Source organism: Paenibacillus humicus NBRC 102415 (assembly GCF_004000905.1).
Classification (GTDB): Bacteria; Bacillota; Bacilli; order Paenibacillales; family Paenibacillaceae; genus Paenibacillus_O; species Paenibacillus_O humicus.
Genome location: NZ_BIMD01000010.1, coordinates 87,847 through 113,099, shown reverse-complemented (window position 1 = coordinate 113,099; position 25,253 = coordinate 87,847). Strand labels below are relative to the sequence as shown.

The following is a 25,253-nucleotide window of genomic DNA, read 5'->3' as shown; positions in this document are numbered from 1 at the left end:
ACAGCCCCGAAGGGCACAGCTGTTTCAGTCCGGCGGCCGGAACGGACGGAATGATTTTGCGGCTGCCGTGCAGTGATTTCGCAACTCCATAATGCCGGCAGCCCGATGTCCGCCTCGATGCGGCCGCCCTCCGAAATTCAATTGGACAGATTCTGTACAGCCGGCTTGGACCTTGGCCGCGCGTACAGCGCATAGAAGGCGATGAAGGCGGCCACGGCCACGATCAAGCCCTGGATGGCGAACAGGTAACGGAAGGAAAGCTCGTTCATCAGCTGAGCCATGATCAGATAGATGCCCAGCGAGAGAACGGAGAAGACCGTATTGAAGGTGGAGTGGACCCGTCCCTGGTAAGCCAGCTCGGTCTCCTCCTGCGCCCGGGTGATGAACAGGATGCCTACCTGGAAGAAGGCGCCGATCAGGAAATAAAGAAGCATCGCGACGCCGAGGCCGCCGCTGAAGCCGAACAGGAAGATCGCCAGCGCGATGCCGGCCATCCCTCCGGTCATGACCAGCCGGTTGCCCAGCGCGCGGGCGATCGGAGGCAGGATCAGGTTGCCCGTGACCGCTCCGAGGGCGAAGCTCGCGTCGATGTAGCCGAATCCGGCCGCCCCCACCATCAGCGTATCCTTGGCAAAAGGACCGAGCAGGACGTTGATCGTGTACAGCGACATGCGGATGAAAAAGATCATGGCGTAAAAAATGAGAATCGTATGGCGCCCGCGGATATGGGTCCACCCCTCCTTCATGTCTTCCCAATAGCTCCGGAAGCCGCCGCTGGAGGCCTGTTCGGCTCTCGTCGGACGGACGACGCCCTTGCGGATGAGCAGGATGCAGACCGCCGACACGAGGAAGCTCGCCGCATTGATGCCCATGACGGACACGGCCGACGACAGGCCGACGAGAAGTCCGCCGACGCCCGCTCCGAGAAGCACGCCCGACTGCATGGCGATGGCGTTGGTGGAGTTGGCGTACAGCAGCTTCTGCGGCGGAATGACCTCCCGGATCAGCGACATGGCGGCCGGGGTGTAGATTTCATCTCCCAGCGCGACGAGGAACGTGACCAGATACAGATGCCACGGCTCCAGCATGCCCTGCCACCACAGCAGCGGGATGGCAAGCAAGGCGGCTGCCCGGAAGATATCCATGAGCACGGCGATCCATTTGCGGTCGAAGCGGTCCACGAACACCCCGATGAGGGGGGAGAGGACGACGCCCGGCAGCGAGGTGAAAATAAGGACGTACGCCACCGACGCCGGATTGCCGGTCAGCTGCATGGCGAGCCAGCTGGTCGCGATGAACTGCATTCCGGTACCCAGCATGGAGATCGTATGTCCGATGAAATAGAGCAGGTACGGCCTGAACCGGAAAATCTCCCAGCGTCCTGCGGCGGATGCTTCGTTCATAGCTCCAATCCCCTTCGCGTTATATACTCCCGCACGGTTCCCGGCGGCAGACCGGCTGCTTCGGCCGGCTTCCTGCGCCTCGCCGCCCGAAGCAGCACGGCGCACAGCTCCTCGGGAGCGTCGGCAAAATAGAAATGGCCTCCCGGCAGCCTGACCAGCTCGAAGGAGTCCCGGGTCCACCCCTCCCAGCCCGCCGCGGCTTCGGCCTGGACATGAGGATCCTGCATGCCGACGACGGCCGTAATCGGCATGTCCAGCTTGGCCGGGGCGGTCCGGCGATAGGCCCGCACCGCCTCGAGATCGTTCTTCATCGCGGGCAGGACGATCTCCATGACGGCCGGATCGTCGAGCAGCTTTTCATCCAAGCCCCCAAGCCGCCGGAGATAGTCCCTCACCCGCTCTTCGTTCATGGACTCATACGAGGAGCTGGAGCGGGGCGGAGGATGCGCCGAAGCGACGAAGCCTTCGATGAAGCCGAGCCTGGAGCCGTGCCTCTGCAGCATGTCGTAGGCGATCAGCGCCCCCATGCTGTGGCCCAGCAGCAGCGCCGGCTTGTCGTCGCATCCGGAGAGAGCTTCGGCGATCCGATCCCCGTAGGCTTCGATGGTCGAAGCCATCTCTTCCCCGAAGCGGTCCTGCCGGCCGGGATATTGGATCGCGAGGCATTCCAGGCCCGCTCCGCGCAGCTCCCGGCTCAGCTCCCGGTAATAGCTGGCGGAGCCGCCTGCATGTGGCAGCACGATGATGCGGCTCCGGGCGTGCTCCGGCTCGTCGAACCGGCGCAGCCAGCGGCGCCGTTCAGGCCCGTTCATTCCCGCCCGCCCGTACCGCGACGATAGCCTCCGGCTGCGCAAGATCCGCCGAATCGGCAAGCATCTGCTCCGACGCCCGAGCCTCCCGCAGCAGGCCGGGGTCCAGCTCCGCGAAGATGACCTCGGGCTCCGACTCCGAAGCTTCGGCGATCAGGCGCCCGTACGGGTCCCAGACGGCGCTGCCTCCGCAGGCGTCCCAGACGCCGGTCTTCCCGGCGTGGTTGGCCATGACCGCGAAGACGGTGTTGTCCAGCGCCCTGGCCGGGAACCACACCCGGGATTCCTGATAGCCCATGCCCTTGCTGAACAGCGAGCTGACGAGATAGACGTGGCAGCCGGCCTGCGCCAGGAGGCGGGAATGCTCCGGGAATCCGGCGTCGTAGCAGATGCCGAGGCCGATGGTCCAGTCCCCGATCTTCAGCAGGGTCCGCTTGCCGCCGCTCTTGAAGACTCCTTTCTCGCTGTGGAACAGATGGGCCTTATGGGAAACATGGAGATCGGCTCCGGATGAATCGATCACGATTGAAGAGATGTACAGATCATCGCCTTCCCGGGTCGGCGCCCCGACGATGGCGGCGATCCCGTGCTCCCGGCAGGCTTGCCGGATCGGCTCCAGCCGCTCGTCCCCGGGAGAGAGAGCGTAGAGCTCGGGGTCGGTAACGATGATTTCCGGAACGTAGCCGGTCAAATATTTTTCCGGAAAGACGGCCAGCCGCGCGCCTCCGCGGGCGGCTTCGCCGATCATGGCGGTTGCCCGCCGTACGTTCTCCGGGATGTCCCCGGATGCCGCCGCGGCTTGGGCGACGGCGATGCGGAGCGGTTGAAGCGGATAAGAGCTTTCCTTGAGACTCGTCATCGTAGCTGTTCCTCCTCGGTCATGTTCTTGCTCAGGCCTATGATGGACTTCCCGGATTTCCGGCCTCCCGCATAGATGCGGGCAGGCGGGAATCCGGCGGGCGGCAGCTTCAGCGGGGAGCCAGCGGGCGGGAGAAGCTGTCCGCCTCCGCCCGGATGAACGCGGCGACGTCGGACGGCAGCGTCCGGCAGAAATAATGGCCGCCTCCGCCGAATGTCTTCAGCTCGAGGCCGGGCACCCAGCGGCTCCAGCGGCTCCAGCTGGCCTCGAAGCCCGCCGTGGCGGGATCGTCCTGGGCGAATGCGGCGACGGCCGGCGTGCGGAGACAAACCTCGCCCTCCCTGTCCCAGAGGGACAGCAGATAACGGTTCGACTCGATGGAATCATGGGCGAACGACCGGACCAGATGGCGCTCGTAGTCCTCGCCGAGAGTAGACAGCTCGTCCGTCCCGCTCCACTCCGCATGAAGGCCTGCGATATCGGCGAATTCCAGCCGCTCGGCATTGCCGATCGTCTCCAGGATGTCATGGGGCAGGCCGATCGTCTTCGCCGCCAGCACCAGCCTCTTCGGAGGCAGCGAGCGCTCCTCCAGCAGCCGGGTGACCTCCAGAGCGAGAGCCGTGCCGACGCAGTGTCCCCAGAGAATCGGCTCCGTGCGGCCGAGCCTCGAGCCGATCTCGTCCGCAGCCTTGCGGGCAAGCGCATGGAAGTCCGTCAGCGGGCCGCTGCCGGAATGCGGATCATGCCCGGGCAGCTCCAGGGCATACACGGCGATGTCCGCGTCCATGGCCTCGACCGCCTTGGCGGCGGGCAGGAAGTTCAGCGCGTTGCCGCCCGCGTACGGGAAGAAAACGACGCTCCTTGCCGCCTCGGACGATCTGCTGAGGCATTGCAGCAGCTGCGCCGGCGCCTCCTCACTGCCGCCCGCGTCGATGATCTCGAGAGCCAGCTCGCGCAGGATCGACTTCTGCATGATGGTTTTGAGCGGCACCCGCTTGTCCAGCAAGAGGGATACCTTCATCGCGGACAGGGAGCTGCCCCCGATCAGGAAGAAGTCGTCGTCCGCATCCAGCTCCTCCTGCGGACGGCCAAGGACGGCGGACCAGATCTCCTTGACCCTGCCGACAGCGGCCAGGTATTCCGGCTTGCCCTCCTCCTGTCCGGACTCGTCCGTCCGGAATGCGGCCTCGGCCGGCGCGGCCTGGGCCAGTCCGCTTTCCTCGGCTTGTCCGCTCGGCAGCCTGTCGAAGCGGGCGAGCCGAAGGCCGGCTGCCGTCTCGGCATGGGCCTCCTCCGTGCGGTCGACCATGCTCTGGAGGATGTCGATGAACACCTCTCCGAACACGGCCATGTCTTCCACGTCGTATTCCGCCGTGTGGTAGTGCAGGCTGAGCTCCACCTCGTCGGTGTAGAAATGGCGCGAATATTCGATGCGCAGCGGGAATTCCGTGATGGCGGCCGCCCGCACGTCGATCAGATTGAAGCCCGGCAGATCCCGGATGTCCTTCAGGGAGTAGAAATGGGTGAAATTGAACACCGTCTCGAACAGGATGCTGCGGTTTCCTTGATCCTGCTTCACCTGGGCCATCGGATAGCGCCGGTAAGGGAGCGCCGCGGCCTCCGCGTCGTACACGGAGCGGATGAGCCCGCGCCAGCTGCCGCCCTCGTCCAGCACGACCCGGAACGGCATCGTGTTCAGGAACACGCCCAGCGCATCCTCCGCTCCCAGCCGTTCCGGACGGCCGCCGATCTCGTAGCCCGTGAACACGTCGCTGGTCCGCGTCAGCAAGGACTGGAACTTGATATGGGAGGCCAGCAGGATGTCCTTGACCGGCACCATGAGCTCCGCGGCCAGCCGCACGAGCTTGCCGGACAGCCCCTCGGGCAGCTTCACGTCGTGGAAGACGACCTCGTTGCCCCGGCCGGGCCGGGACGGCCTCGCCCGCGGAATGAGGCCGCTCGGAGCCCCGTCCAGCTGCTCCCGCCAGAAGTTGCGGTGAGCCTCGGACTGGATCGCCCGCTGCTCCAGGTAGATGAAGTAGCGGTTATGGTCGTTGCCGCTGATCCGCACGCTGCGCCTGCTCACGCCGTTCTTCAGGTCGAAGTACGTCTGGAACAGATAGGCGTGGACCTTGTTCATGCTCCAGCCGTCCAGGGCGGAATTATGCTGGCTGATGCTGTAGCGGTACAGATCGTCGCTCAGGATATGGATATGCAGCTGGACGAGTCCCGGAGACTCCCACTGAAACGAGCGGTGCTGCTCCTTCCAGAACCAGTCCTCGTACCAGCGCTCCTGCTCCTCCCGCGTGCGGAGGCCGCTCAGGTCGTAGACGTTCAGCGGCAGCCGTTCCGGGTTCTCGTGTACGAGCTGCAGATAGCGGGAGAAGTCCCGCAGATTGTAGCTGGTGCGGAAAATGGGCTGCTCCGCCACGAGGCGGCGGACCGCCTCGCGGAAGACCGGAACGTCGAGCTTGCCGGAAATCAGGTACGAGACGATGTCGTGGTAGTTGTTGTCCCCCTGCATGACGATGCTCTGGTACACGAGTCCCGCCTGCAGCATCGACATCGGATAGGCGTCCTCGATGCCCGCCGGCATGCGGCTGCGATCCTCCGCAGATACAAGGTCGAATTGTCCGACCTCCCGCTCCGGTTCCTCGCCGTCTCCCCCTTCGCCTGTGCTTTCCAGCAGCCCGCGGATCGTCGGGTTTTTGAACAGCTGCTGGAAGGTGATCTTCCGCCCTTGCTCGTTGGCCAGCGCCAGCACGGTGACGAAGTTGATGGAGTTGCCGCCAAGAGCGAAGAAGTTGTCCTTCACGCCGATGCCTTGAACGCCAAGCACGCTTTCCCAGATGCCCGCCATCCGCAGCTCTTCCTCGGTGGCCGGAGGAATGCGGTCGGGGCTCGGCTCGTCCTGCCGCCCGCGCAGGGCGAGCAGCGCGGCCCGGTCGGCTTTGCCGTTGGGCGTGAGCGGGATGGCATCCACGACGATGATTCCTTCAGGAATCATGTACTTGGGCAAGAGGGCCGCGAGACTCCCGCTCAGCTCCCGCGCCGTGACGGAACGGCTGGCCGGCAGGACGAATCCGTACAGATGCAGCAGGCCGTCTCCCTCGACATGTCCGAGGACGAGAGCATCGCTCACCCCGGGCAGGCTCGTCAGCGCCGCCTCGATTTCTCCCAGCTCGATGCGGAAGCCCCGCACCTTGACCTGCCGGTCGTTGCGGCCCAGATAATCGATGGAGCCGTCCGCCCTCAGCCGCGCCAGGTCGCCCGTCATGTAGACGCGCTCCTCGCCGAGCGACGGCATCGCCACGAACCGCTCCGCCGTCCGCTCGGGATCGCGGATATAACCCTCCGCTACGCCGACGCCGGCGATGCACAGCTCGCCGACCATGCCGACGGGCCGCTGCCTGCCCAGCCCGTCCACGACGTACAGCCGGAGGTTGTCGATCGGCCGGCCGATCGGCACCGGATGGTCTCCCGGCTGCGTGAGATGGTAGCTGACGTCGACCGTAGCCTCCGTCGGCCCGTAGAGGTTGATCAGCTCGGCCTGTCCGCCCAGGAGGGCATGGAATTTGCCTACATGGTGAGGGCTGAGCGCCTCCCCGCTGCAGAAGACGCGGCGCAGCGACTTCAGCCTCGGCAAGCTTCCCGTGCTCTCGGCGTAATCCAGGAACGCGTTCAGCATGGAGGGGACGAAGTGCAGGGCCGTCGCCGAGCTGCGCTCGATTACCTCCAGAATCGCCTCGGGATTGGCCTCCTCGTTCGGGGCCAGGAGCGCCACCGAGCAGCCGGCGAGCAGCCACCAGAACAGCTCCCACACCGAGACGTCGAAGGTCGCGGGCGTCTTGTGGAGAATGACGTCGTCCGGGCCGAGCGGATACGCTTTCTGCATCCATTCGATGCGGTTGACGGCGCTGCCGTGGCTCACGCCGACCCCCTTGGGCATGCCGGTCGAGCCGGAGGTGAAAATGACGTAGGCCAGCGACCGTGGAGTCGCCGCCGGTCCGCCTGAAACCGCCGCGACGGACGCCGGCAGGCGATCCAGAGGAAGGACGCTCAGGCCATCCGGAACGAGGCCGGCGTACTTCGCGGTGCAGAGGACGAGCCGGGCTCCGCTCTGGTTCAGGATGCGGCTGTTCCTTTCCTCCGGAGCCTTGGGGTCCAGCGGGAGATAGGCGCGTCCGGCCCGCAGAATGCCGAGAACGCCGACGAGGAACTCCGGCGACCGGTCGGCCAGGATGGCGACAATCTCATCCGAGCTCTCCGCCGCTTCCAGGACGAGGGCGGCGGCTTGCCCCGAGAGGCGCTCCGTCTCCGCATAGGTCAGGACTCCGTCCGGGCCGAGGATGGCGGGACGATCTCCCCGCGCCTCGAAGGACAGCCGGAACAGATCCGTCAGCGCGGCGTCATCCGAATACGGCTGCGCCGTGGCATTCATGCTCTCGCTGACGGAGCGGTCCCAAGAGGTGGACAGCTCCAGCCCGAGCAGGCTCTGCTCCGGGGCGAGCGCAGCCCCTTCCAGCAGCAGAAGCAGCCTGACCGGCAGGCTGCGAACCGTGCCCTCCAAATAACGGGAAGCGTCGCCCGAGACTGTCAGCAGAACATCCGCTTCCCCTTCTCCGGCTGCCGCGAATGCGATGGCCAGAGGCGCAGCCGGCTCGGACAGCCGCTGTCCGCCGGCGCATACCTCGATGGAAGCGGACGGCATCAGCAGGTCGACGGGATAGCGGCCATGCTCCTCCATCCTCTCTCCGGCTTCACGGACCCGCCGGAACAAGTCCCCGAACGTCATTCCGTCCGAGGCCCTCACCCGCAGCGGGAGGCTTGGCCGCTCCCCATCCGGCGAATAATGGAGCAGGAGGTCTTCGGCCACGCCGTTGTAGGCCGAATACACCAAAGCAATGACGGCGGAAGCCAGCATTTCGCCGCGCTCTTCCCCGGCGGCGCCGCATGCTTCGGCCGCTCTGTCCAGCAGCTCCGAAGGCAGGACGCCCGAAGCGCTGAAGCGCTCCCCGGACGGCTGTCCCGAGCCGTGGAAGTCAGCCGGGTAGACGCTCGGGATAGCCTCGGCCAGCTCCCGGGTCCAAAATTCCGCCGAGCGAGGCATGGCGGCGGCCAGCATTTTTTTCTGGCCGGTCGTTCGTTTCGTTTTCATCATCAGAGCCCCATTCCCGTTTTGATCTTCAAGCCATTTGCTTCTGAAGGCAGGCCGCGACCAGATCGGGCATGCTCTCCGCGCCGAAAGCGTACGGATGCGTCAGGAGATCCAGCATGAAGGCGAACATGTCGCCGAGGCTGGACATCGTGTCCGGCTCGAACAGCTCCGACATGTACTCCCACTCCGCCTCCATCTGATCCCCTCCGTCGTAGATTTGCAAATTCAAGGGAAACATTCCTTCCGGCGGGGCTGCAGGCCGGAGGCTTGCCTGCCGGCCGAGCCATTCCGCCTGCATGTCCGCCGCGGTGTGGTAGGCGATCAAGGTCTCGCCCACCGCTCCGCTCGTGCCTTCAGGCTGGAGCAGTCTGCGGATCTCGTCGATCGGGACGTTTCCATGCGGCTGCGAGCGGCGAAGCCGGGCCACGAACTTCTCCCTGTACGCGTCCACCGATTGTCCATGGATCAATTCGGAGCGGACCCACAGCGTTCGGGTCAGCATCGCAGCGACCGTCTCACCCTCCGGAATGGCGTAGTCGCGGACCGGAGTCGCGAATACGACCTCCTGGCCGGAGGTGACGGCATGCAGCGTGGCCGCGTACACCGTGAGCAGACTTTCGAACACGGTCGTTCTCCCGCTCTGCGCCCATGCCCTCAAGGCCGCCGTGCGTTCCTCGCCGATCCGGAAGCGGTGCATGCGGCTCGCCTTGGAATGGCCGGCGGCGTCCACCCGGTCGATCGGAAGCTCCGGCATGCCCCGGAACGCGCGGAGCTCCTCCTTCCAGAACGCCAGCGAGGCGGCGCGGCCGGACTCGCAGGCGGCCTCGGAGGCGAGAACGGCGGAGGCGAATTTCCCCCGGACGTCCTCCAGAGGCTGCCCGGAATAGAGCCGGCCCACGTCGCGGACAAGGATGCCCAGCGAGTGCCCGTCCACGGCGATATGATGGAAATCCATGAACAGCCATGCCCGGCCGCCCTCCTCCAGGAAGGCGAACCGGAACGGCGGCTGCGCGGCCAGGTCGAAGGGACGGATCAGCTCGTCGAGATCGGGCTTGCCCTGGAGCCGTTCGATGCGGAGCTCCTCCCGCGCTTGAATTCTCTGGAGCATTCTCCCTCCGGACATGAAGTATCTCGTTCTCAGCGCATCATGGCGCAGGACGGCCTGCTCCAGCGCCTCCTCCAAGCGGGCGAGCGAGATGCCGGAATCCAGCTCGAGGAGCAGGGGAATGTTGTACCGGACAGAGCCCGGATGGAGCTGGAAATCGATGAACAGCGGCTTCTGCTCGTTCAGCAGAGGAAGCTGCGTTTTTCCGCCCGTTCCTTCCCCAAGGGACGTCTCGACGGACAGCCCGTTGGACGACCCGGCAGACAACTCCGCTGAATGCCCGACGGATGTCCCGACGGACAGCCCGTTGGACGACCCGGCAGACGGTCCGGCGGGCTGGCCCCCATCCAATCGTTCCGCCAGAGCGCCAAGCGTCGGATGGGCGAGAATGTCGGCCGCGCTCAGCTTGGCCCCCAGCCTGGCGTTGATATCACGCGCCAGATATACGGCCGTCAGGGAGTCGATGCCAAGCTCGAAGAAGGAGACATCCGGGCCGCTCAGCCGGAAGCCCGTCCGCTTGGAGATGATTGCCGCCAGCGTATCGCAGATGGATGGTTCCGCAGCAGGCGCGGCATCGGCGGCGGAGCCGTCCTCCGGCGGCTCGGCGCGCTCTGCGGCGAACAGCTCCGCGATCGCCTTGGAATCCGTTTTGCCGTTTTTGTTGAGCGGCAGCTCGTCCACAAGGACGATTCTCGACAGAACGAGATGGGACGGCGCCAGCTCGCCGAACAGGCGGCGAAGCTCCTCCCGGCCGGCGGAAACCCCGCGCTTGAGAGTCGCGCAGCAGCAAAGCTCCTTGAGTCCGGCTTCGTTCTCGATCACGCCGGCGACCGCGGATTCCACGATGCCGACCGAGCGGAGAATGGACTCCACCGCCGCCAGCTCGATGCGGTAGCCCCGTATTTTCACCTGGCGGTCCTTGCGCCCCCAATAGTGGTACAGCCCCTCGGCATCCCGGCTCGCCCGGTCGCCGGACCGGTAGATCCGGCCGGCTCCGAAAGGGTTGTCCAGAAAAGCCTCGGCGGTCGCCTCCGGCCGGTTCACATAACCCGCCGCCACTCCGCGTCCTCCGATATGCAGCTCCCCGATCTCTCCGGGCGGCACCGGCTGCCCGTTCTCGTCCAGGATGTGGAATTCGGCGTTGCCGATCGGCCTTCCCAGCGGAATCGGCTTCTCCGCGAGACCTCTCCCGATGGGGTAGACCGCCGAGAACGTCGTGCATTCCGTCGGCCCGTAGCCGTTGAGCACCTGGAGCTCCGGGCACGCTTCCTGGACCTTGCGCACGGAGGCGGGATGCACGACGTCTCCGCCCACGATCAGGTCGCGGATGCCCCGGAACAGCTCCGGCTTCTGCTCTGCGGCGATCGTAAAGAGCGGAGAGGTCAGCCACATCGTCGTAATGCCGTGCTTGCGGACCGCCCGCTCCATGTAATCGAAGTCCGTCAGCCCTTGCCCCGCCGGAACGATCAGCGTTCCCCCGTTCAGCAGCGCGCCCCAGATCTCGAAGGTGGAGGCGTCGAACGTCGGCGCTCCGGTCTGCAGGATGCGCGTATCGGCGCCAAGCTCCACGAAGCCTCCCTCCAGGACGAGGTTCACGATGTTGTCATGCGTCACCCCGACTCCCTTGGGCATGCCGGTCGTGCCGGAGGTGAACAGGATATAGGCCAGGCTGTCCGGCGAGGCCCCTTCTGAAGCTGCCGCACCTGATGATTCCGCTTCTGGTGATTCCGCTTCTGGTGATTCCGAACCTGACGAATCCGCTTCTGAAGCTGCAGGCGCGGATGCCTGTGCCCGAAGCTGCCCGATGGGAAGGACCGGAATGCCGCTCAAGGATACGTCCCGCCGGGCTATGACCAGTTCCGCCCCGGCGTCCGCCGCCAGCCGCTCGAGATGCGGCTCCGGATCGTCCTCGGACAGCGGCACATAACAGGCGCCCAGCTTGACGGCCGCGAGCATGGCAAGCGCCATGTCGATGCTTTTGCCGAGCAGCAGGCCTACCCGGCTGCCGGCGGATACGCCCCGTGCGGCCAGCCCGGAGGCCAGCCTGCCGGCTTCGGCCCGTAGCTCGGAGTAGGTCATGGAGGCGCCTCCGTCCTCCTCGATTGCCTTATGTCCGGGATAGGCCTCGGCCATCTCGTCGAAGCGACGTCCCAGCGTCGTGGCGATATCGTTATCCCGCATCGATTGTCCGTCCTCCCGTTGCGATCGCTATCGGCGCCAGCGCGGACTTGAGAGCGCGGATATCGCTCGAGAACGACTCATAGTCCGGAGCGGCTCCGTACACGATGCCCATATTGCTTTGAGTGCCGAGCCGGTAGTCGATCGTCTGCCCCGTCTCCTTCGTAATCTCCAGATGCAGGACGCCGTCCATGCTCTCGGCCTCCTCCATTCCGGCCATGCCGCCGAAGAGGAAGCTCGCTCCGGTCGGCGCTGCCAGAAACACCTGATAGACGATTTCCTCCGGCGCTTCGGGCTCCAATTCGGCAGGCTGCCCGAGCGACAGCTGCAGAGCCGCGCGGACGAGATCGGCGCCCATGGCCCGCTTGACGATCTCCGGCACATAACCGCCCAGACGTCCGTTGACCTCGATGATTTTGGGTCCTTCCGCCGTCAGCTTGATTTCCGTATGGGTAACGCCGTCGGCGACCCCAAGCGCCGCGATCGCCTCGGCTTCGAGATTGAGGATCCGCCGCTCCAGCTCCCGGGAAAAGGGATGCGGAACGAACATGCCCGTCTCGGCGAAATGCTCGGTCAGCGGCAGCTTGGCCGTCACGCATACCTGCCGCGACTCGCCGCCGCGATGGAGAGATTCTACGGAGACATAATCTCCGTAGAAGCGTCCCTGGAAGGCCGGATCGCCCTCCAAATATTCCTCCAGCACATATTCGCAGCCGGCAGGTCCGGCCTCCAGCGCCTCCAGCAGCTCTTGCAGGGAGGTCACCTTCCCGGTCCATTTGCTGCCGGCTCCCGTCCTCGGCTTGAGCACGGCGGGAAACCCGACTTGCCCGGCCGCCGCCTCCGCGTTCCGGCGGTCGACGGCGGCATGGCGGACCGACTGGACGGCGGCCCGGGACAGCAGCGTCCGCTGCCGGTGCTTGTCCGTCAGCGCGGAGAGCGCAGCCGAGGAATGGACGATCAGCCCCAGAGCCTCTCCGAAGCGGGTCGCGGCGGGCAGCTGCAGCTCGCTGAACGTGACGAGGCCTGCCGCCCCTTCCCGGCGCAGCAGGTCGATCACCTCGTCATCGGAGAGCTTCGACCGGTCCGCGACGGCCGCGTGGCCGGCGAGCAGGCCGAGCTGCGCCCTTTCTCTTCCGCTGGCGCCCTCATGCAGGAACAGAAGCCGGCAAATCCCGATGGAGGCGGCTTTTATCGTCAAGGGGGAGGCCGAGCCTTCCCCGTGCAGCACCGCTACAAGCGGCAGATTCGATATCATGGCAGCCTCCTAGACGAGTATTTTTTTGGACATGAATTGGTGCAGGGCGCTCGGCGAGGAATGAATATACAAGTCCCGCAAAGTCAGACTGGAATCGATATCCTTCTTGAGCGCGGACAGCAGCTCGACGGCCAGCAGCGAATTGCCTCCGGATTCGAAGAAAAGGTCGTCGGGACCGACGGCATGCCCCAGCACGCGGCTCCAAATGGAGAGATAGGCGTCCGCGCCGCGGCCGGCCTCCTCGGCCGCTGCCGGTGAAGCTTCCCGCTCCTCCGGCTGGAGAAGTCCCTCCAGCAGCGCTTTATGATCCGCCTTGCCGTTGATGGTGAGCGGAATGCCGTCCACCCGGATCAGCCGGGCCGGCAGCATATACTCCGGCAGCCTGGCTTTGAGCTCCGCACGGATCCGGTCGGCCTGGAGCTGCCCGGACGCCTCGAAGAAAGCCAGAATCTGCTTGTGGGAAGCCTCGCCGCCTTCCCCGTCATGCACGAGCACAACCGCGTTGCGGACCTGCGGCAGCTGCTCGATGACGGCGCGGATCTCGTCCAGCTCGATCCGGAAGCCCCGGATCTTGACCTGGCTGTCCATTCGGCCCAGGTAGTCGATGCTGCCGTCCGGCCGCATCACGCCGTGATCGCCGCTGCGGTACCAGCGCCGGCCGTTCTCGTCCGTGACGAACCGCTGACGCGTCAGCTCTTCCCGGTTCAGGTAGCCGCTGGAGACGCCTGCGCCTCCGACCCAGATCTCGCCTTCCATGCCGTACCGGCACGGCAAGCCGCCCGGCTCACGGATGGAGATCTCCCATCCCTTCAGCGGTACTCCGACCGACCGGGACAGGAAGCCGGGGTCCTTCTGGAGAACCGTCCGCCAGGTGACATGGACGGTCGTTTCGGTGATGCCGTACATGTTCACCAGCCGGCAGCGGCCGGCGGGATAGCGCTCCTGCCAAGCCGACAGCTTGCGGGAATCCAGCGCCTCGCCGCCGAACACGACGAGCCGGACGGAAGCCAGCCTCGCCTGCTTCTGCTCGCCGTCCGCCTGGACGAGCGCATAGAAGGCCGACGGCGTCTGGTTCAGCACGGTGACGCCCTTGGCCGCCAGCAGGTCGCAGAACTCGTACGGAGACTTCGCGAGCGGCCGCGGAACGACGATGAGATGGCCGCCGGTGAGCAGGCATCCCCACATTTCCCAGACCGAGAAATCGAAGGAGGCGGAATGGAACATCGTCCAGACATCCTTCTCGCTCAGCTTGAACTCGCCTTCGGTGGCCTCGATCAGCGAGACGATGTTCGCCGAGGGCACGAGCACCCCTTTGGGCTGGCCGGAAGTCCCGGATGTGTAGATGACGTAAGCTTCCTTCGGCGCCTCGGCGGGCAAGGCTGCGCCCTCCAGCTCCTCCGCCGCGGCGGAAGCCAGCTCCTCCGGAGACACCCGCCGGACAGGCCGCTCCGAGAGGATTTCCTCCGAGCGCGTGACGATGAGCTCGGCCTCGGAATCCTCGATGACAAAGCGGATCCGCTCGGCCGGATAGCCGGGATCGACCGGAATATAGGTCCCGCCCGCCTTGACGACCGCGACGAGGATGACGACCAGCTCTGCCGTCTGGTCGAGCGATACGATGACTTTAGTTCCCTCCTTTACTCCGTATGAGATGAGCCTTCGGGCCATGAGATCGCTTCGGCGATCCAGATCGGTGTACGTGATCCCTCCTTCTTGGTCGGATACGGCCGGACGGTGCGGCCAGGCGGCGGCGACGGAACGGATTCGGGCCAGCAGCTCTCCCGGCTGCCCCCGGCGTTGCCGCAGGACCGGGACCGGGGATGGAGACGGCTGCGGCGGCAGCGGCAGGCTCCGCCAGCCGCCCTCCGGGGGCTCGGCTCCGGCGAGCAGCCGCTCCAGGCAAAACCGGTAGACCTCGGCGAATTGGGCCAGGACGGCCGGATGGACGACGCTCTCGCTGGCTGCGATGCGGATGGAGCGCAGGACGCCTTGGGACCGGACGGCGCTGAGGGTGACCGGCAGCGGCGGAGCGAGGCACGGGATGAACTCTCCGGCGTGATCCGGCAGGTCGACGTCGAGGATGCCGGCATCGAACCTCGCCGAACGGTCGAAGCTCTCCTCCGCTAGCAGAACCCGCCCGGCTTCGTCGAGAGTGCCCGATGCCGCCTTGCGGAAGCCCGGACCGTTTTCCTCCATATAGATGGAGGCATTTTTGGTGCCGTACCGCTCCAGCGACAGCAGCAAGGCCGCGGCGAGAGTGGAAGGCTCGGCGGCGGAATCAAGTTCCGTCAAAATCCAGCCGTGCGAGTCGGGATATGCCCCCGCGCGGTCCCAGCCCGGCAGTCCCCAGGACGGCTGCCGACCGGCATCCAGCCGGATGCCTCCAGTATCGCCCGGCGAGTAGTCCTCGCTCTCTCCGGCGAGATAGCGGCCCGCCGCGAGCAGCCGCTCCGCCGGCACCGACTCCCGGTCGGCCGCGACGATCAAGTCGGCCTCCCCTTCTCCGCATGTGACGAGCACGATTCTCATCTTGGCGCTCCTGCCGATCGGGCGCCGCGATTCTCTGCGGAGCCTCTCCTCCCGCTCCTCCCGGGAGCAGGCATGCTCCACCCAGCCTCGGGCGGCGGCGCGGAAGTCCGGACCGGCGTCCTTCAGCAGCAATCGCTCGCTGCGGGCGACCGCGGCCGGATCGTCCAGCCGGATGATCCATACTTGGGTTGCGGCTGCGCGGTCAAGCTCCGCAGCCGGTGCCATCCGTGTGGCGTTCATTATGATTCCCCCTGTCTATTTGGCCGAATATCCGGCATCTACGGCTACCGTCGTTCCCGTGACCCTCTGCGACCCGTCGCTTGCCAGCCAGACCATGGCTTCGGCCACATCCCTCGGCGAGACGACGGTGTTGAGCGCGACGGATTCCAGATCGATCGCCTCCTGGTCGCCCAGCCGGATGCCGAGCGAGTCCGCCACGACCTTGGTCATATGCCCGTCCAATCGCTCGTCGTCGTACACCGGCCCCGGGCAGATGGCGTTGACCCGGATGTTCCGGGGGGCGTAGTCCAGCGCAGCCGACTTGGTCAATCCAACCAGGCCGTGCTTCGAGGCGACATAGCCGGCAAAATGCTTGTAGCCGAGCAGTCCCGCGGTCGACGCGATATTGATGATGCTCCCGTGTCCCTGCTCCAGCATGATCGGAGCGGCCGCCTTGATGACCCTCCATGGACCCGACAGATTGACGTTCAGCAGGATGTCCCATTCCTCGCTCTCGTACAGATGAGCCGCCTTGCCGGCGGGAGCTCCAATGCCGGCGTTGTTGACGACCGCATCGATGCGGCCGAACCGGTCGACCGCCTCCTCCACGAGCTCCCGCACCTCGTCCATCTCGCACAGATCCGCGAGGCGCGCCACTACGCTCGCTCCGGCCTCGCGGCAGCTGCGGGCGGTCGTTTCGAGCTGGTCGGACGAGGACAGCGGATACGGCACGGAATCGATGGGGACGCCGATGTCCGTGAGGACGAGATCGGCGCCCTCCTCGGCGGCCAGAATCGCGCAGGCTCTGCCGATGCCGCGGCCGGCTCCGGTAATGAGTATGACCTTGTCCTTGAGCCTAGACATGTGGATGCGCGCCCTCCTTGTCGGCCAGCTCGGAAGCCATGACGCCCGCCGCCTGCTCCGGCGTGCCGGTGATGTACATATGCTCGCCCTGCACCTCGACCAGCTTGAAGCCGCCCGTCGTGAAGTCTTCCCACCGCTCCGCCGCTTCCTTGGACACGAACGAATCTCCGGCGGCATACAGAGCCGTAATCGGCGCCTTCAGCATGCGACCCGGCACGGCCGCATAGGTCTCGTCCATCTCGAAGTCGGCCCGAAGCGCCGGCATCAGCAGCTCCCTCAGATCCGGAATGGAAAAAGCGTGATGCGTATAGCCGGTCAGCTTGCCGACCTCCTCCAGGAACCGGTCGTCGTCATAGGACGACATGGAATAGCTCCGCCTGCCGCCGGGAGACGAGGCCGCGCTGACGAACAGCCGGAGCACCGGCACCTTTCCGCCCGTTTCCAGCCGGCTTGCGACCTCGAAGGCCAGCGTCGCGCCGAGGAAGCAGTGGCCGAACAGCGCCGCCGGCCTGCCGTCGCCCTGCGCCTCGATCATCTCGGCGAAATCGTCGGCCGCGTCCTGAATGCGGCGGTAAGGCTCCTCGGCGATCTGGCGCTCCCTTCCCGGCAGCTGGATGGGAACGACCTCGGCGGAACCGCCCAGCAGCTCGTTCCAGCCGTTGTAGAAGCTGGCCCCCGCCCCCGCGAATGGAAAGCAGAAAAGACGGATGTCAGATCTAGTATTTTGTGACATAAATGTATCACCCCTCCAAATTTTGATCTTTTTCATTATAGCTCATTTTTCGGATTCGAATAGTGATTTTTAACGGGAGGATTCGACAAGAAATGTAGGAAGGACGCGGCTTTTCCTCTATTACCCGCGTCGAAACGGGGGGGCTTGCGGCGGGTTTTCCGCCCTGCTTCGGCGTTGTGAGATCTTGCGCCATGCCAGACGACAGGATTCGATAGAGGGCGCGTCGAAGTAGTCGTCGGAAGAGAGAAGATTTCGTAAATGGAAACGGAAGCGAGGATCTGTTGCCATGGTGGAGATTTATGCAGTCGAGATTCCTTCCGGCATGGAAAGCAGCCGGCTGGAGGAGCTTGCGGCCTTGGCCGGACCGGAAAAACGGAAGCGGATTCTCCGCTATCATCGGCAGGAGGACGCGCTCCGTTCGCTGGCGGCCGACCTCCTGGCGCGGACGGTGCTCATGGACAAGTGCGGCCTTGCCGCTGAGGAGATCGAGTTCGCCTGCAGCGAATACGGCAAGCCATTCCTGCGCAGCGGCGGGAGCTGGGCGTTCAACGTCTCCCACGCGGGGAAATGGGCCGTAGGCGCCTTCTCGCAGCGGGCCGAGGTCGGCATCGATGTCGAGGAGATCCTTCCTGCCGCCATGGAGATCGTCGGGTCGTTTTTCGCACCTGCGGAAGTCGGCTACCTGCAGTCTTGTCCGCCCGACGAGAGGCTGGCGCTTTTCTACGACCTGTGGACGCTCAAGGAAAGCTATGTCAAATTCGTGGGCAAAGGCCTGTCGCTGCCGCTGGATTCGTTCGCCATGCGGATGGGAACGGACCGTTCCATCTCCGTCGACTCGGCTCTGCCCATGGCGGCTCATTTCCGCCAGTACGAGCTCGATCCCGCCTACAAGCTGTCGGTCTGCTCCGGCGTTCCTGACTTCGCCGGCCAGGTTGATGTCGTTTACTTTGCGGAGCTGGAGGAGCGGCTGGGCCGGTGAGGCTATGCCGGATGGCTGCGCATCCAAAAAAGGGAAGCCCCTGCGGCGGGGCTCCCCTTTTTTTGGTCGCGACAACAAAAAATCCCCGCGGAAGAAATTCCGCGGGGATGATGTTCAGAACAATCAATTCGTGCCGGGCTCCGGCTTCGAGCCGGCTTCGGCCGCGACCACGGCGTCCTGCGCCTGGTTCGTCGTCCGCAGCGGAAGCTCCTTCAGGAAGAACACCAGCACCAGCGAGATGCAGAGCACGCCTGTGCCGGTCGCGAACACGAGCGACAGCGTGTCGCCGAGCGCATCGCGGATACGGTCGATCATCTGGACGAAGATGACCCGCGCCTCTTCCGGAAGGCTCTTTTCGGTCGCTTCGATCAGCGGCCTGTTCATGAGCGTCTGCGGATTCGCGAACTCGACCATCTTCTTGGCGACCTCCGGATCCAGCTTGCTGAGATCCGGCGCATCCGCGGATGTCAGCGCCTGCTTCAGATGGCGGGCCAGGTTGTTGGACATGACCGTTCCCATGACCGCGATGCCGATCGTGCCGCCCAGGTTCCGGAACAGCTGCGAGGAGGCCGTAGCGACGCCAAGCTCCTTGTGGGATACGGCGTTCTGCGTCGCCAGCGAGAATACCGGCATGCCCATTCCGAGGCCGACGCCGAAGATGCACATGCTGAGCACGGCCATCCAGACGCTGTTCATGATGATCATGATGCCCATGCCGAGGATCATGATCGGCACGCCGATCAGCGCGTAGCGCTTGTACTTGCCGCTCTTGGAGATGCGCTGGCCGATCAGGGCGCTGGTGACGACCATGAAGATCGACATCGGCATCGTGACATAACCGGCGTAGGTGGCGGAAATGCCGAGCACGCCCTGGACGAAGAAGCTCAGGTAGATCATCGCACCCATCAGGCCGAAGTTCATGAAGAAGCCGATGATGTTCGATACGGTCACAACGCCGTTCTTGAACAGATGGAGCGGCAGGATCGGGTTTTTGGCATACCGTTCGATGAAGACGAAGATAACCCCCGACAGGATGGCTCCTCCGATCAGGCTGAGAATTTCAGGCGAGCCCCAGTCGTACTTCGTGCCAGCCCAGGAGAAGGCGAGCAGCAGCGGCACGATGGTCGTCGTCATGAACAGGGAACCGAGGTAGTCGACCTTCTCCCCCGGCTTCCGCTCCACTTTCGGGAACAGCATCAGGATCATGACGAAGGCCACGATGCCGAGCGGCAGGAAGATCCAGAACAGCCAGTGCCAATCCATATGATCGACGAGATAGCCGCCGAGCGTCGGGCCGATGACGCTGGAGAAGCCGAATACGGCTGTCATCAGACCCATCCATTTGCTCCGCTCCCGCGGAGGGAACAGGTCGCCTACCGCCATGAAGGCGGTGGACTGGATGATGCCGGCGCCGATGCCCTGGATACCGCGGTAAATGATGAACTGGAACACATCGCTCGAGGTGCCCGTCAGGAACGCCCCGATGATGAACAGCAGGATGCCGATCAGGATGAACGGCTTGCGGCCGAACATATCGGACAGCTTGCCGACGAGAATCGTAGCGATGGTGGACGTCAGCAGGTAGATGTTGATCGTCCAGGTGTAGTAGTCCATTCCGTCCAGGATGGAGATGATTCTCGGCATCGCTGTACTGGTGATGGTCTGGTTGATGGCGGCGAAGAACATGGCCGCCATGACAGCGATCATGATGGATAGCTTCCGCTTGTGGGATAAATGTTCCATGATGTCTCTCTCTTCTCCCTTTTAACTGTAGGTTAGGATTCCGATGTCAGCTTCTCCATCAGCTCCGTAATCGTGACGACTTCCTCCGGCGTCAGCCGCGTGAGATAACGGCCAAGCAATTCGTCCCTCACCCGGTGTCCTTCCTCGAGCGCCTCCCTTCCCCTTGGCGTTATTTCCACCAGAACGGATCTGCGATCGACCGTGTCATGGTGCCGGATCACATAACCGCCGTTCTCGAGGCGGTCGATCATGACCGTGACCGCGCTCGGCTTGACCTCCATCTTCTCCGCGATCGCCGCCAGCTTGCACGGACCCTTGAGCTGGACCTGCCTGAGCATGAACATCTGGGGCAACGTCAGCGGGCTGTCCCTGAAAGCATCCGCCAGGGCGTTCTGGAGCTTGTGCGTGAAGGTCTGTACTGCTTCCTGGAAACGTTTGACCTCTGTCTCCATGATGGCCTCCCCTTGATTAAACAATAATATATTTATACAGTTTAACAATTATAATGTCAAATGAATTTGGATGCCACCTGGACATATCATTCCCAGCCGCCAAAAAAATAAAAAGCCTTTCCTTGGAAAAGGAAAGACTTTCGCCTCCCGGGCTTGGCGCGGGCTGCGCCCACGGCAGCGCTCACTTCTGATGACGGCGCGGACTGCGCCTACGGCAGCCGCTCACTTCTGGTGACGGCGCGGTGCGGCCATCCGCCAGACCGTCCATTTGATTCCGGCGAATAGCCCCGCGATGCCCGAGAGCACGGCGGCCGCCCCGATCCACAGAGCCGTATTGCCGCCAGCGACGACCAAATAGCTGTCGCCATACTGAAAATCATCCGACACGAAATACACTTCCCTCAACCGGAGCCAAGCGAGATAAGCCAAGCCCGCCGCTCCCACGCCCACAGCGATTGCAGCTCCTTGCCACAGGGCTCTCTTCCAAGAAAACAGCGGCATGAACAACGGCTCCATTCAGGCATCGTGCCCATATAATAGGAATGGAACAAATGCTGTATGACCCGGCCGATAGGGCCGAAAGCCACCGTTCCTCCAGAGATCTGTCTTCATGATATGGCAGCAAATTAAGGAAAAATACGAAAGCGCTCGCTGAACAATAAGCAAGCGGCATCGCTCTTTGCCGCTGACGCACAGCGGAGAGTGCATGCCGAAGTCCCTCCTGGGCTCCATATAAGTACGCAAAGAGAAGACCGGAGGCTCATGCCCCCGGTCTTTCTCCATCCCATCGAGGGATGCTTCAGTCATAATCCTTGTGGACCCATTCATCCTCCGGCAGCTCGAAGCCGGGCTCGGAATACCGCTGCTCGAGGAAGGGATCCGCCGTGTTGTGGAAGCCGTTGCGCTCCCAGAAGCCGGGCCTGTCCTCGGTCATGAATTCGAAGCCGCGCAGCCACTTGGCACTCTTCCAGAAGTACAGATGAGGCACGACGAGGCGCAGCGGCCCGCCGTGCTTGGCCGTGAGCGGCTCCCCTGCGAACTTGAAGGCCAGCAGGATGTCGTCGCCCATGAGATCGGCCAGCGGCAGGTTGGTCTCATAGTCATGATCGCCGTAGACCATGACATGGCGGGCATCCGGCGCAGGCTCGATTCCGGCGAGGCTCAGGAAATCCCGGAACAGGACGCCTTCCCACTCGGTGTCCATCTTGGACCAGCGGGTCACACAGTGGATGTCCCGCGTCACGCTGACGCGGGGCAAAGCCTCGAGCTCCGCGAAGCTGAAGCTTCTCTCTCCGCCTGTTACCGCTCCGGCGACCCGCAGATCCCACTTGTCCATGTCATAGACGGGAATCTCTCCCTCGTGGAGAATCGGGAACCGGTCGGTCACCGTCTGCCCCGGAGGCACGCGGTCGCCGTAGCGGGCGTCGGGCTTGATCTTGTTCATGATCGCCGCTGCGTTGCGCTTCAGCCGCTCGGCCTTGCCGCTCTCATACGGTGAGCCCATCACATCAGACACCCATCCGCCTGCGCTGATTGTTCGGCTTCTTGTTCAGCTGACTGCGCAGCTCCTTGGCGCCGCCTTGGGCTCCGCCTGCTTGTCCCTGCTTGCCGACCGCCTGGGCTTGCTTCTTCTGCTGCAGCTTCAGCTTGGCGGCCTCAGCCAGCGTCATCTTCTTCGGCTGCTCGGCCGCTTCCTGGTCCTGGGCCGCTGCCGCGCCTGCTTGCTCGTGTGCTTCCGTCATGTGTATTCCTCCCATGCGAACTGTCATGTTTTCCTGATTGTAGTGTAGCCTATTTTGCCCTTTAAAGCCATGCGCAAAACAAGTTAACAATCGACCGCCAGACGCAAGCGGCAAGGAAATCAGTCCTTGTGGAGACAGCCTCCTTGGAGGTTTTCCCCAGCGAAGACCGTCTATGCTTCCATCAAGCCCTCGTCGATCCGGCAATGTCAGGATTCCGCTCCATGAGGGCCGCCGCAATCTCCTCCAGCCTCGGCAAATAGGCCAGCGTCCGCTGCGCCCTCCGCTCCAGATCCGCCTGCGAGCGTATGCCGAGGTCTTCCATAAGCTCGTCGAAATCCGGAGCGAGCGGCTTCAGCAGCTCCGGCGCGTCCGCGGCCAGAATTTTGCGGCAGCGGGCGTACGTGGCGGCGATCCAAAAGGCCGCTTCCCGGTGGTTGCCGGACCGGATCAGCTCCAGGCTGGCTTGGATCGCGATCGGCCTTGCTTCCGGCGTGATGTCGGAGCTGAAGAAGAACGGCGTCCGCGCGGCTGATGCGGCCGCGTCGAAGGTTCGGGAAAGTCCGGCCAGATGGTGCTCGACGCGCGCCTGCCGCAGCTTGGCGCTGCCCAGCTGCTGAAGCAGCTCGTCATAGCAGCCGCTCAGGCCATATTCCTCCAGCACGCCGCGCGCCGCCAAATAGCGCAGCCGGATCGTCGGATTGCGAAGAGCCGCGGTGAGAATGACATGGGCCGCCACTCCAGTCGGGAACAGCCATGCCGTCACGCGGTCATGCCACGGCAGATCGGGCTCCGTCCGGCTCAAGCCGTCCTTCATCCTCTGCAGCGCATCCCGGCAGCGCCGCTCGACCCAGAAGCGTTCCGGGAAGCAACGGACCGCCTCCCGCTGGATGGCGCCAAGCCGTCCCGAAGGATCCGCCGACATCCGCCCGTTGCGGATGCCCCCCGCCAGATGATAGGAGCCGAGCACCTTTTCCACCGAATCCAGCCCGCTCCAGGGCAGATATGTCACTTCCAGCAAAGCTCCTCCATACAGGAACTTCCCGAGCTTGGGGGGCGCCGCCTCTCCTTCCAGCACGACGAACACATCGACATCGGAGCCGGCAGGCAGCTCGGCCTTCTCCGGCATCGATGCCGTCGAGCCGCCCAGATAGGCTCCCACGAATCCTTCTCCGGGCGCCGCCTGCTTCCTGACCCATTCATCCGCCAGCTTCCACGCATCTCCGACAAGCATTCCGTTCGTCCTCCCTTCTTCTCCTGCCGCGCCGCACCGAAGGAGCCTGCCGCATGGATCCGGTATCGAGCCCGGCCGCCAAACAAAGCAGAGCCGGACCTGCCGCATCTTCCGCATGCAAGGTCCGGCTCTTCCTTAGTGAATCCATGCCGCAGAGATCGGCCTTCAGTCGGCCAGCTCCGCCAGCAGCTCCTCATGGATCCGCCCGTTGGTCGCGGCGACGTCGCGCACGCCGAGATGATACGGCGTCCCGTCGATATCGCCGACGGCTCCCCCCGACTCCTGCACGAGCAGAGCGCCCGCCGCGATGTCCCAGCTGTTCAGCCCGATCTCCCAGAAGCCGCTCAGCCGGCCTGCCGCCACATAAGCGAGATGCAGCGCGGCAGAGCCCGAGGAGCGGATGTTGCGCACCTTCGGCGCGATCCTCCGGAGCTGTTCGAGATTGCGCGGCAGCGCCGTCCTGTGCTCGGCCGGGAAGCCGGTGGCGACGAGGCTGCTCCGCAGCGTTTCCTCTCCCGATACGCTCATCCGCTTCCCGTGCACGTAGGCGCCCTTCCCCTTCTCCGCGATGAACAGCTCGTCGGCAGACGGGTCGTAGACGACGCCAAGAATAATCTCTCCCTTGTGCGCCAGCGCGATGGAGACGACGAAAAACGGGAAGCCATGCACGAAGTTCGTCGTTCCGTCCACCGGATCCACGATCCAGAGGTACTCGGCGTCGCGCACGCTCTCAAGAGCTCTGGCCGACGCTTCCGGCCCCGGCTCCACTCCTTCTTCCCCAAGAAACGAATGGGAGGGGAAATTCATCATGATGAGGCTGCGGATCAGCTTCTCCGAGCCTTTATCCACCTCGGTGACGAGATCATGAGGCGACATCTTCTCGTCGAGCCTCTGATAGTTCCCGAGCTTCGTCTTGATCCACTCGCCCGCCTTGGAGGCGCAGTTGATGGCCACGGCGGCAAAGCTTTTGCTCCCGACTACCGGTTCGTTCATCCTGCTCACTTCTTTCTATTTGTCTCTATGGCGAGAATCCTCCGGCTTCAGCCGGTTGTCTACAAGGTATACGATCACCATCCGGATTCTGTTGCAAATGGCGATCCGCTGCAGGGCTCTCCGATTGCGGGCCCGCTCAAAGAGCCGACCAGCCCTGCCAGATAAGCCGTGCGGCCAGCACAAGCAGCGTCGCGCGCAGCAGCCACATGATGCTGCGTCCGCTCATGCGGGTTGCGATCCAGGCGCCGGCCTTGCCTCCCAGCCAGGCCCCCGGAGCGAGGGCGAGCACGAGCAGCCAGTCGATCTCCCCCATGGCGCCATGCACGCCGCTGCCCAGAATGGAGGACAGGAAGATGACGAACATGGACGTCGCCGTCGCCACATGAGGCGGGAAGCGGAACAGAATGACCATGACGGGAACGAACAGCGAGCCTCCCCCGATGCCGAACAGTCCCGACACGAGTCCGACGAGCAAGCCGATTCCGAGCAGCAGCGGCAGGCTGTAGCCGTATTCGTACGTCGCGCCTGTGCCGTCGGTCAGCTTGCGCGAGATCGGCCATTCAATTGTAAGCGGATTCATTCGGTCGCGCAAGATGAGCAGCACGGCCATAAGCAGCATGAACAGGCCGAAGCTGAGCTGAAAGGCGCCTCCATGGAACCGGGAAGTCAGCGCCGAGCCGAGCATCGCTCCCGGGCCGCTGGCGATGAAGAGCATCCACGCGCTGCGGAAATCGACCTTGCGCTGCTTGGCGTACGTCATCGACGACGCCAGCGCGGTCACGATGAGCACGGCAAGCGAAGTGCCGACGGCCGTCGCCTCCGGTATCGGCGCTCCCGTCAGGCGCTCGCCGAGCAGCAGCAGGACAGGCACGATGATGATGCCGCCTCCGAGACCGACAATGCTGCCGAATATGGAAGCGACAACGCCTGTAAGTACGATCAGAACCCATTCAAGCATAGGTATTCCCTCCTTCGGCATCCTGCAGACGCCGCTTGCGCGG

At 64.2% G+C, this 25,253-nt stretch carries 18 protein-coding genes; 1 reads left to right on the top strand and 17 read right to left on the bottom strand.

Annotation, left to right across the window (positions count from 1 at the left end; translation table 11 throughout):
- Nucleotides 1–137: 137 nt before the first annotated feature.
- From PHU01S_RS09270 to PHU01S_RS09230, 9 genes are all read right to left on the bottom strand, one after another.
- Nucleotides 138–1,403: an MFS transporter gene (locus PHU01S_RS09270; RefSeq protein ID WP_076357963.1), complete on the bottom strand. Its 1,266-nt coding sequence runs from the start codon at nt 1,401–1,403 to the stop codon at nt 138–140.
- Complete coding sequence (locus PHU01S_RS09265; protein WP_127507283.1) at nt 1,400–2,215, bottom strand: thioesterase II family protein; 816 nt, start codon at nt 2,213–2,215, stop codon at nt 1,400–1,402. The genes PHU01S_RS09270 and PHU01S_RS09265 overlap by 4 nt, the downstream gene beginning before the upstream one ends.
- Nucleotides 2,202–3,071: a carbon-nitrogen hydrolase family protein gene (locus PHU01S_RS09260; protein ID WP_076357961.1), complete on the bottom strand. Its 870-nt coding sequence runs from the start codon at nt 3,069–3,071 to the stop codon at nt 2,202–2,204. Before PHU01S_RS09260 ends, PHU01S_RS09265 begins: the two co-directional genes overlap by 14 nt.
- Nucleotides 3,072–3,180: 109 nt before the next feature.
- Nucleotides 3,181–8,232: a non-ribosomal peptide synthetase gene (locus PHU01S_RS09255; RefSeq protein ID WP_127507281.1), complete on the bottom strand. Its 5,052-nt coding sequence runs from the start codon at nt 8,230–8,232 to the stop codon at nt 3,181–3,183.
- 25 nt (nt 8,233–8,257) lie between these two features.
- On the bottom strand, nt 8,258–11,515 hold the full coding sequence (locus PHU01S_RS09250) for a non-ribosomal peptide synthetase (protein WP_127507279.1): 3,258 nt from the start codon (nt 11,513–11,515) through the stop codon (nt 8,258–8,260).
- A complete protein-coding gene (locus PHU01S_RS09245) occupies nt 11,505–12,767 on the bottom strand; it encodes an ATP-grasp domain-containing protein (protein WP_127507277.1) in 1,263 nt (420 codons plus the stop codon). The genes PHU01S_RS09250 and PHU01S_RS09245 overlap by 11 nt, the downstream gene beginning before the upstream one ends.
- A 9-nt stretch (nt 12,768–12,776) precedes the next feature.
- Nucleotides 12,777–15,536 (bottom strand): non-ribosomal peptide synthetase, encoded by a 2,760-nt coding sequence (locus tag PHU01S_RS09240; RefSeq protein ID WP_127507275.1) that lies wholly within the window; start codon nt 15,534–15,536, stop codon nt 12,777–12,779.
- A gap of 15 nt (nt 15,537–15,551) precedes the next feature.
- Nucleotides 15,552–16,379, bottom strand: a complete 828-nt coding sequence (locus PHU01S_RS09235) for an SDR family oxidoreductase (RefSeq protein ID WP_076357957.1) — start codon at nt 16,377–16,379, stop codon at nt 15,552–15,554.
- Nucleotides 16,372–17,112: a thioesterase II family protein gene (locus PHU01S_RS09230; protein ID WP_164763032.1), complete on the bottom strand. Its 741-nt coding sequence runs from the start codon at nt 17,110–17,112 to the stop codon at nt 16,372–16,374. Before PHU01S_RS09230 ends, PHU01S_RS09235 begins: the two co-directional genes overlap by 8 nt.
- A gap of 286 nt (nt 17,113–17,398) precedes the next feature.
- Between PHU01S_RS09230 and PHU01S_RS09225 the strand changes: the two genes are divergently transcribed.
- Nucleotides 17,399–18,091, top strand: coding sequence for a 4'-phosphopantetheinyl transferase family protein (locus tag PHU01S_RS09225; protein ID WP_127507271.1), 693 nt, complete (start codon nt 17,399–17,401; stop codon nt 18,089–18,091).
- 123 nt (nt 18,092–18,214) lie between these two features.
- Here PHU01S_RS09225 and PHU01S_RS09220 read toward each other — a convergent pair whose 3' ends face one another.
- The 8 genes from PHU01S_RS09220 to PHU01S_RS09185 all read right to left on the bottom strand — a co-directional run bounded on the left by PHU01S_RS09220 (nt 18,215) and on the right by PHU01S_RS09185 (nt 25,210).
- Nucleotides 18,215–19,834, bottom strand: coding sequence for a DHA2 family efflux MFS transporter permease subunit (locus PHU01S_RS09220; protein ID WP_076357954.1), 1,620 nt, complete (start codon nt 19,832–19,834; stop codon nt 18,215–18,217).
- A gap of 32 nt (nt 19,835–19,866) precedes the next feature.
- The gene (locus PHU01S_RS09215; protein ID WP_076357953.1) at nt 19,867–20,286 is read right to left on the bottom strand and encodes a MarR family winged helix-turn-helix transcriptional regulator; all 420 of its coding nucleotides are present in this window, start codon (nt 20,284–20,286) and stop codon (nt 19,867–19,869) included.
- Between the two features lie 222 nt (nt 20,287–20,508).
- Nucleotides 20,509–20,736: a hypothetical protein gene (locus PHU01S_RS09210; RefSeq protein ID WP_127507269.1), complete on the bottom strand. Its 228-nt coding sequence runs from the start codon at nt 20,734–20,736 to the stop codon at nt 20,509–20,511.
- 349 nt (nt 20,737–21,085) lie between these two features.
- Complete coding sequence (locus PHU01S_RS09205; protein ID WP_076357951.1) at nt 21,086–21,790, bottom strand: sulfite oxidase-like oxidoreductase; 705 nt, start codon at nt 21,788–21,790, stop codon at nt 21,086–21,088.
- 4 nt (nt 21,791–21,794) lie between these two features.
- Nucleotides 21,795–22,028, bottom strand: a complete 234-nt coding sequence (locus PHU01S_RS09200; RefSeq protein WP_076357950.1) for a hypothetical protein — start codon at nt 22,026–22,028, stop codon at nt 21,795–21,797.
- Between the two features lie 181 nt (nt 22,029–22,209).
- Nucleotides 22,210–23,259: a hypothetical protein gene (locus PHU01S_RS09195; RefSeq protein ID WP_127507267.1), complete on the bottom strand. Its 1,050-nt coding sequence runs from the start codon at nt 23,257–23,259 to the stop codon at nt 22,210–22,212.
- A gap of 165 nt (nt 23,260–23,424) precedes the next feature.
- Nucleotides 23,425–24,252 carry an inositol monophosphatase family protein gene (locus PHU01S_RS09190; RefSeq protein WP_174806347.1) on the bottom strand — a complete coding sequence of 276 codons (828 nt, stop codon included), beginning with the start codon at nt 24,250–24,252 and terminating at the stop codon, nt 23,425–23,427.
- Between the two features lie 136 nt (nt 24,253–24,388).
- The gene (locus tag PHU01S_RS09185; protein ID WP_076357947.1) at nt 24,389–25,210 is read right to left on the bottom strand and encodes a sulfite exporter TauE/SafE family protein; all 822 of its coding nucleotides are present in this window, start codon (nt 25,208–25,210) and stop codon (nt 24,389–24,391) included.
- Between the last annotated feature and the right edge of the window lie 43 nt (nt 25,211–25,253).

Bases quoted from the DNA above. Each gene is read 5' to 3' on its own strand.
- PHU01S_RS09270 (WP_076357963.1), bottom strand. From the start codon at position 1,403: ATGAACGAAGCATCCGCCGCAGGACGCTGGGAGATTTTCCGGTTCAGG.
- PHU01S_RS09240 (WP_127507275.1), bottom strand. From the start codon at position 15,536: ATGAACGCCACACGGATGGCACCGGCTGCGGAGCTTGACCGCGCAGCC.
- PHU01S_RS09220 (WP_076357954.1), bottom strand. From the start codon at position 19,834: ATGGAACATTTATCCCACAAGCGGAAGCTATCCATCATGATCGCTGTC.
- PHU01S_RS09265 (WP_127507283.1), bottom strand. From the start codon at position 2,215: ATGAACGGGCCTGAACGGCGCCGCTGGCTGCGCCGGTTCGACGAGCCG.
- PHU01S_RS09235 (WP_076357957.1), bottom strand. From the start codon at position 16,379: ATGTCTAGGCTCAAGGACAAGGTCATACTCATTACCGGAGCCGGCCGC.
- PHU01S_RS09260 (WP_076357961.1), bottom strand. From the start codon at position 3,071: ATGACGAGTCTCAAGGAAAGCTCTTATCCGCTTCAACCGCTCCGCATC.
- PHU01S_RS09215 (WP_076357953.1), bottom strand. From the start codon at position 20,286: ATGGAGACAGAGGTCAAACGTTTCCAGGAAGCAGTACAGACCTTCACG.
- PHU01S_RS09190 (WP_174806347.1), bottom strand. From the start codon at position 24,252: ATGAACGAACCGGTAGTCGGGAGCAAAAGCTTTGCCGCCGTGGCCATC.
- PHU01S_RS09205 (WP_076357951.1), bottom strand. From the start codon at position 21,790: ATGGGCTCACCGTATGAGAGCGGCAAGGCCGAGCGGCTGAAGCGCAAC.
- PHU01S_RS09255 (WP_127507281.1), bottom strand. From the start codon at position 8,232: ATGATGAAAACGAAACGAACGACCGGCCAGAAAAAAATGCTGGCCGCC.
- PHU01S_RS09225 (WP_127507271.1), top strand. From the start codon at position 17,399: ATGGTGGAGATTTATGCAGTCGAGATTCCTTCCGGCATGGAAAGCAGC.
- PHU01S_RS09250 (WP_127507279.1), bottom strand. From the start codon at position 11,515: ATGCGGGATAACGATATCGCCACGACGCTGGGACGTCGCTTCGACGAG.
- PHU01S_RS09195 (WP_127507267.1), bottom strand. From the start codon at position 23,259: ATGCTTGTCGGAGATGCGTGGAAGCTGGCGGATGAATGGGTCAGGAAG.
- PHU01S_RS09230 (WP_164763032.1), bottom strand. From the start codon at position 17,112: ATGTCACAAAATACTAGATCTGACATCCGTCTTTTCTGCTTTCCATTC.
- PHU01S_RS09200 (WP_076357950.1), bottom strand. From the start codon at position 22,028: ATGACGGAAGCACACGAGCAAGCAGGCGCGGCAGCGGCCCAGGACCAG.
- PHU01S_RS09245 (WP_127507277.1), bottom strand. From the start codon at position 12,767: ATGATATCGAATCTGCCGCTTGTAGCGGTGCTGCACGGGGAAGGCTCG.
- PHU01S_RS09185 (WP_076357947.1), bottom strand. From the start codon at position 25,210: ATGCTTGAATGGGTTCTGATCGTACTTACAGGCGTTGTCGCTTCCATA.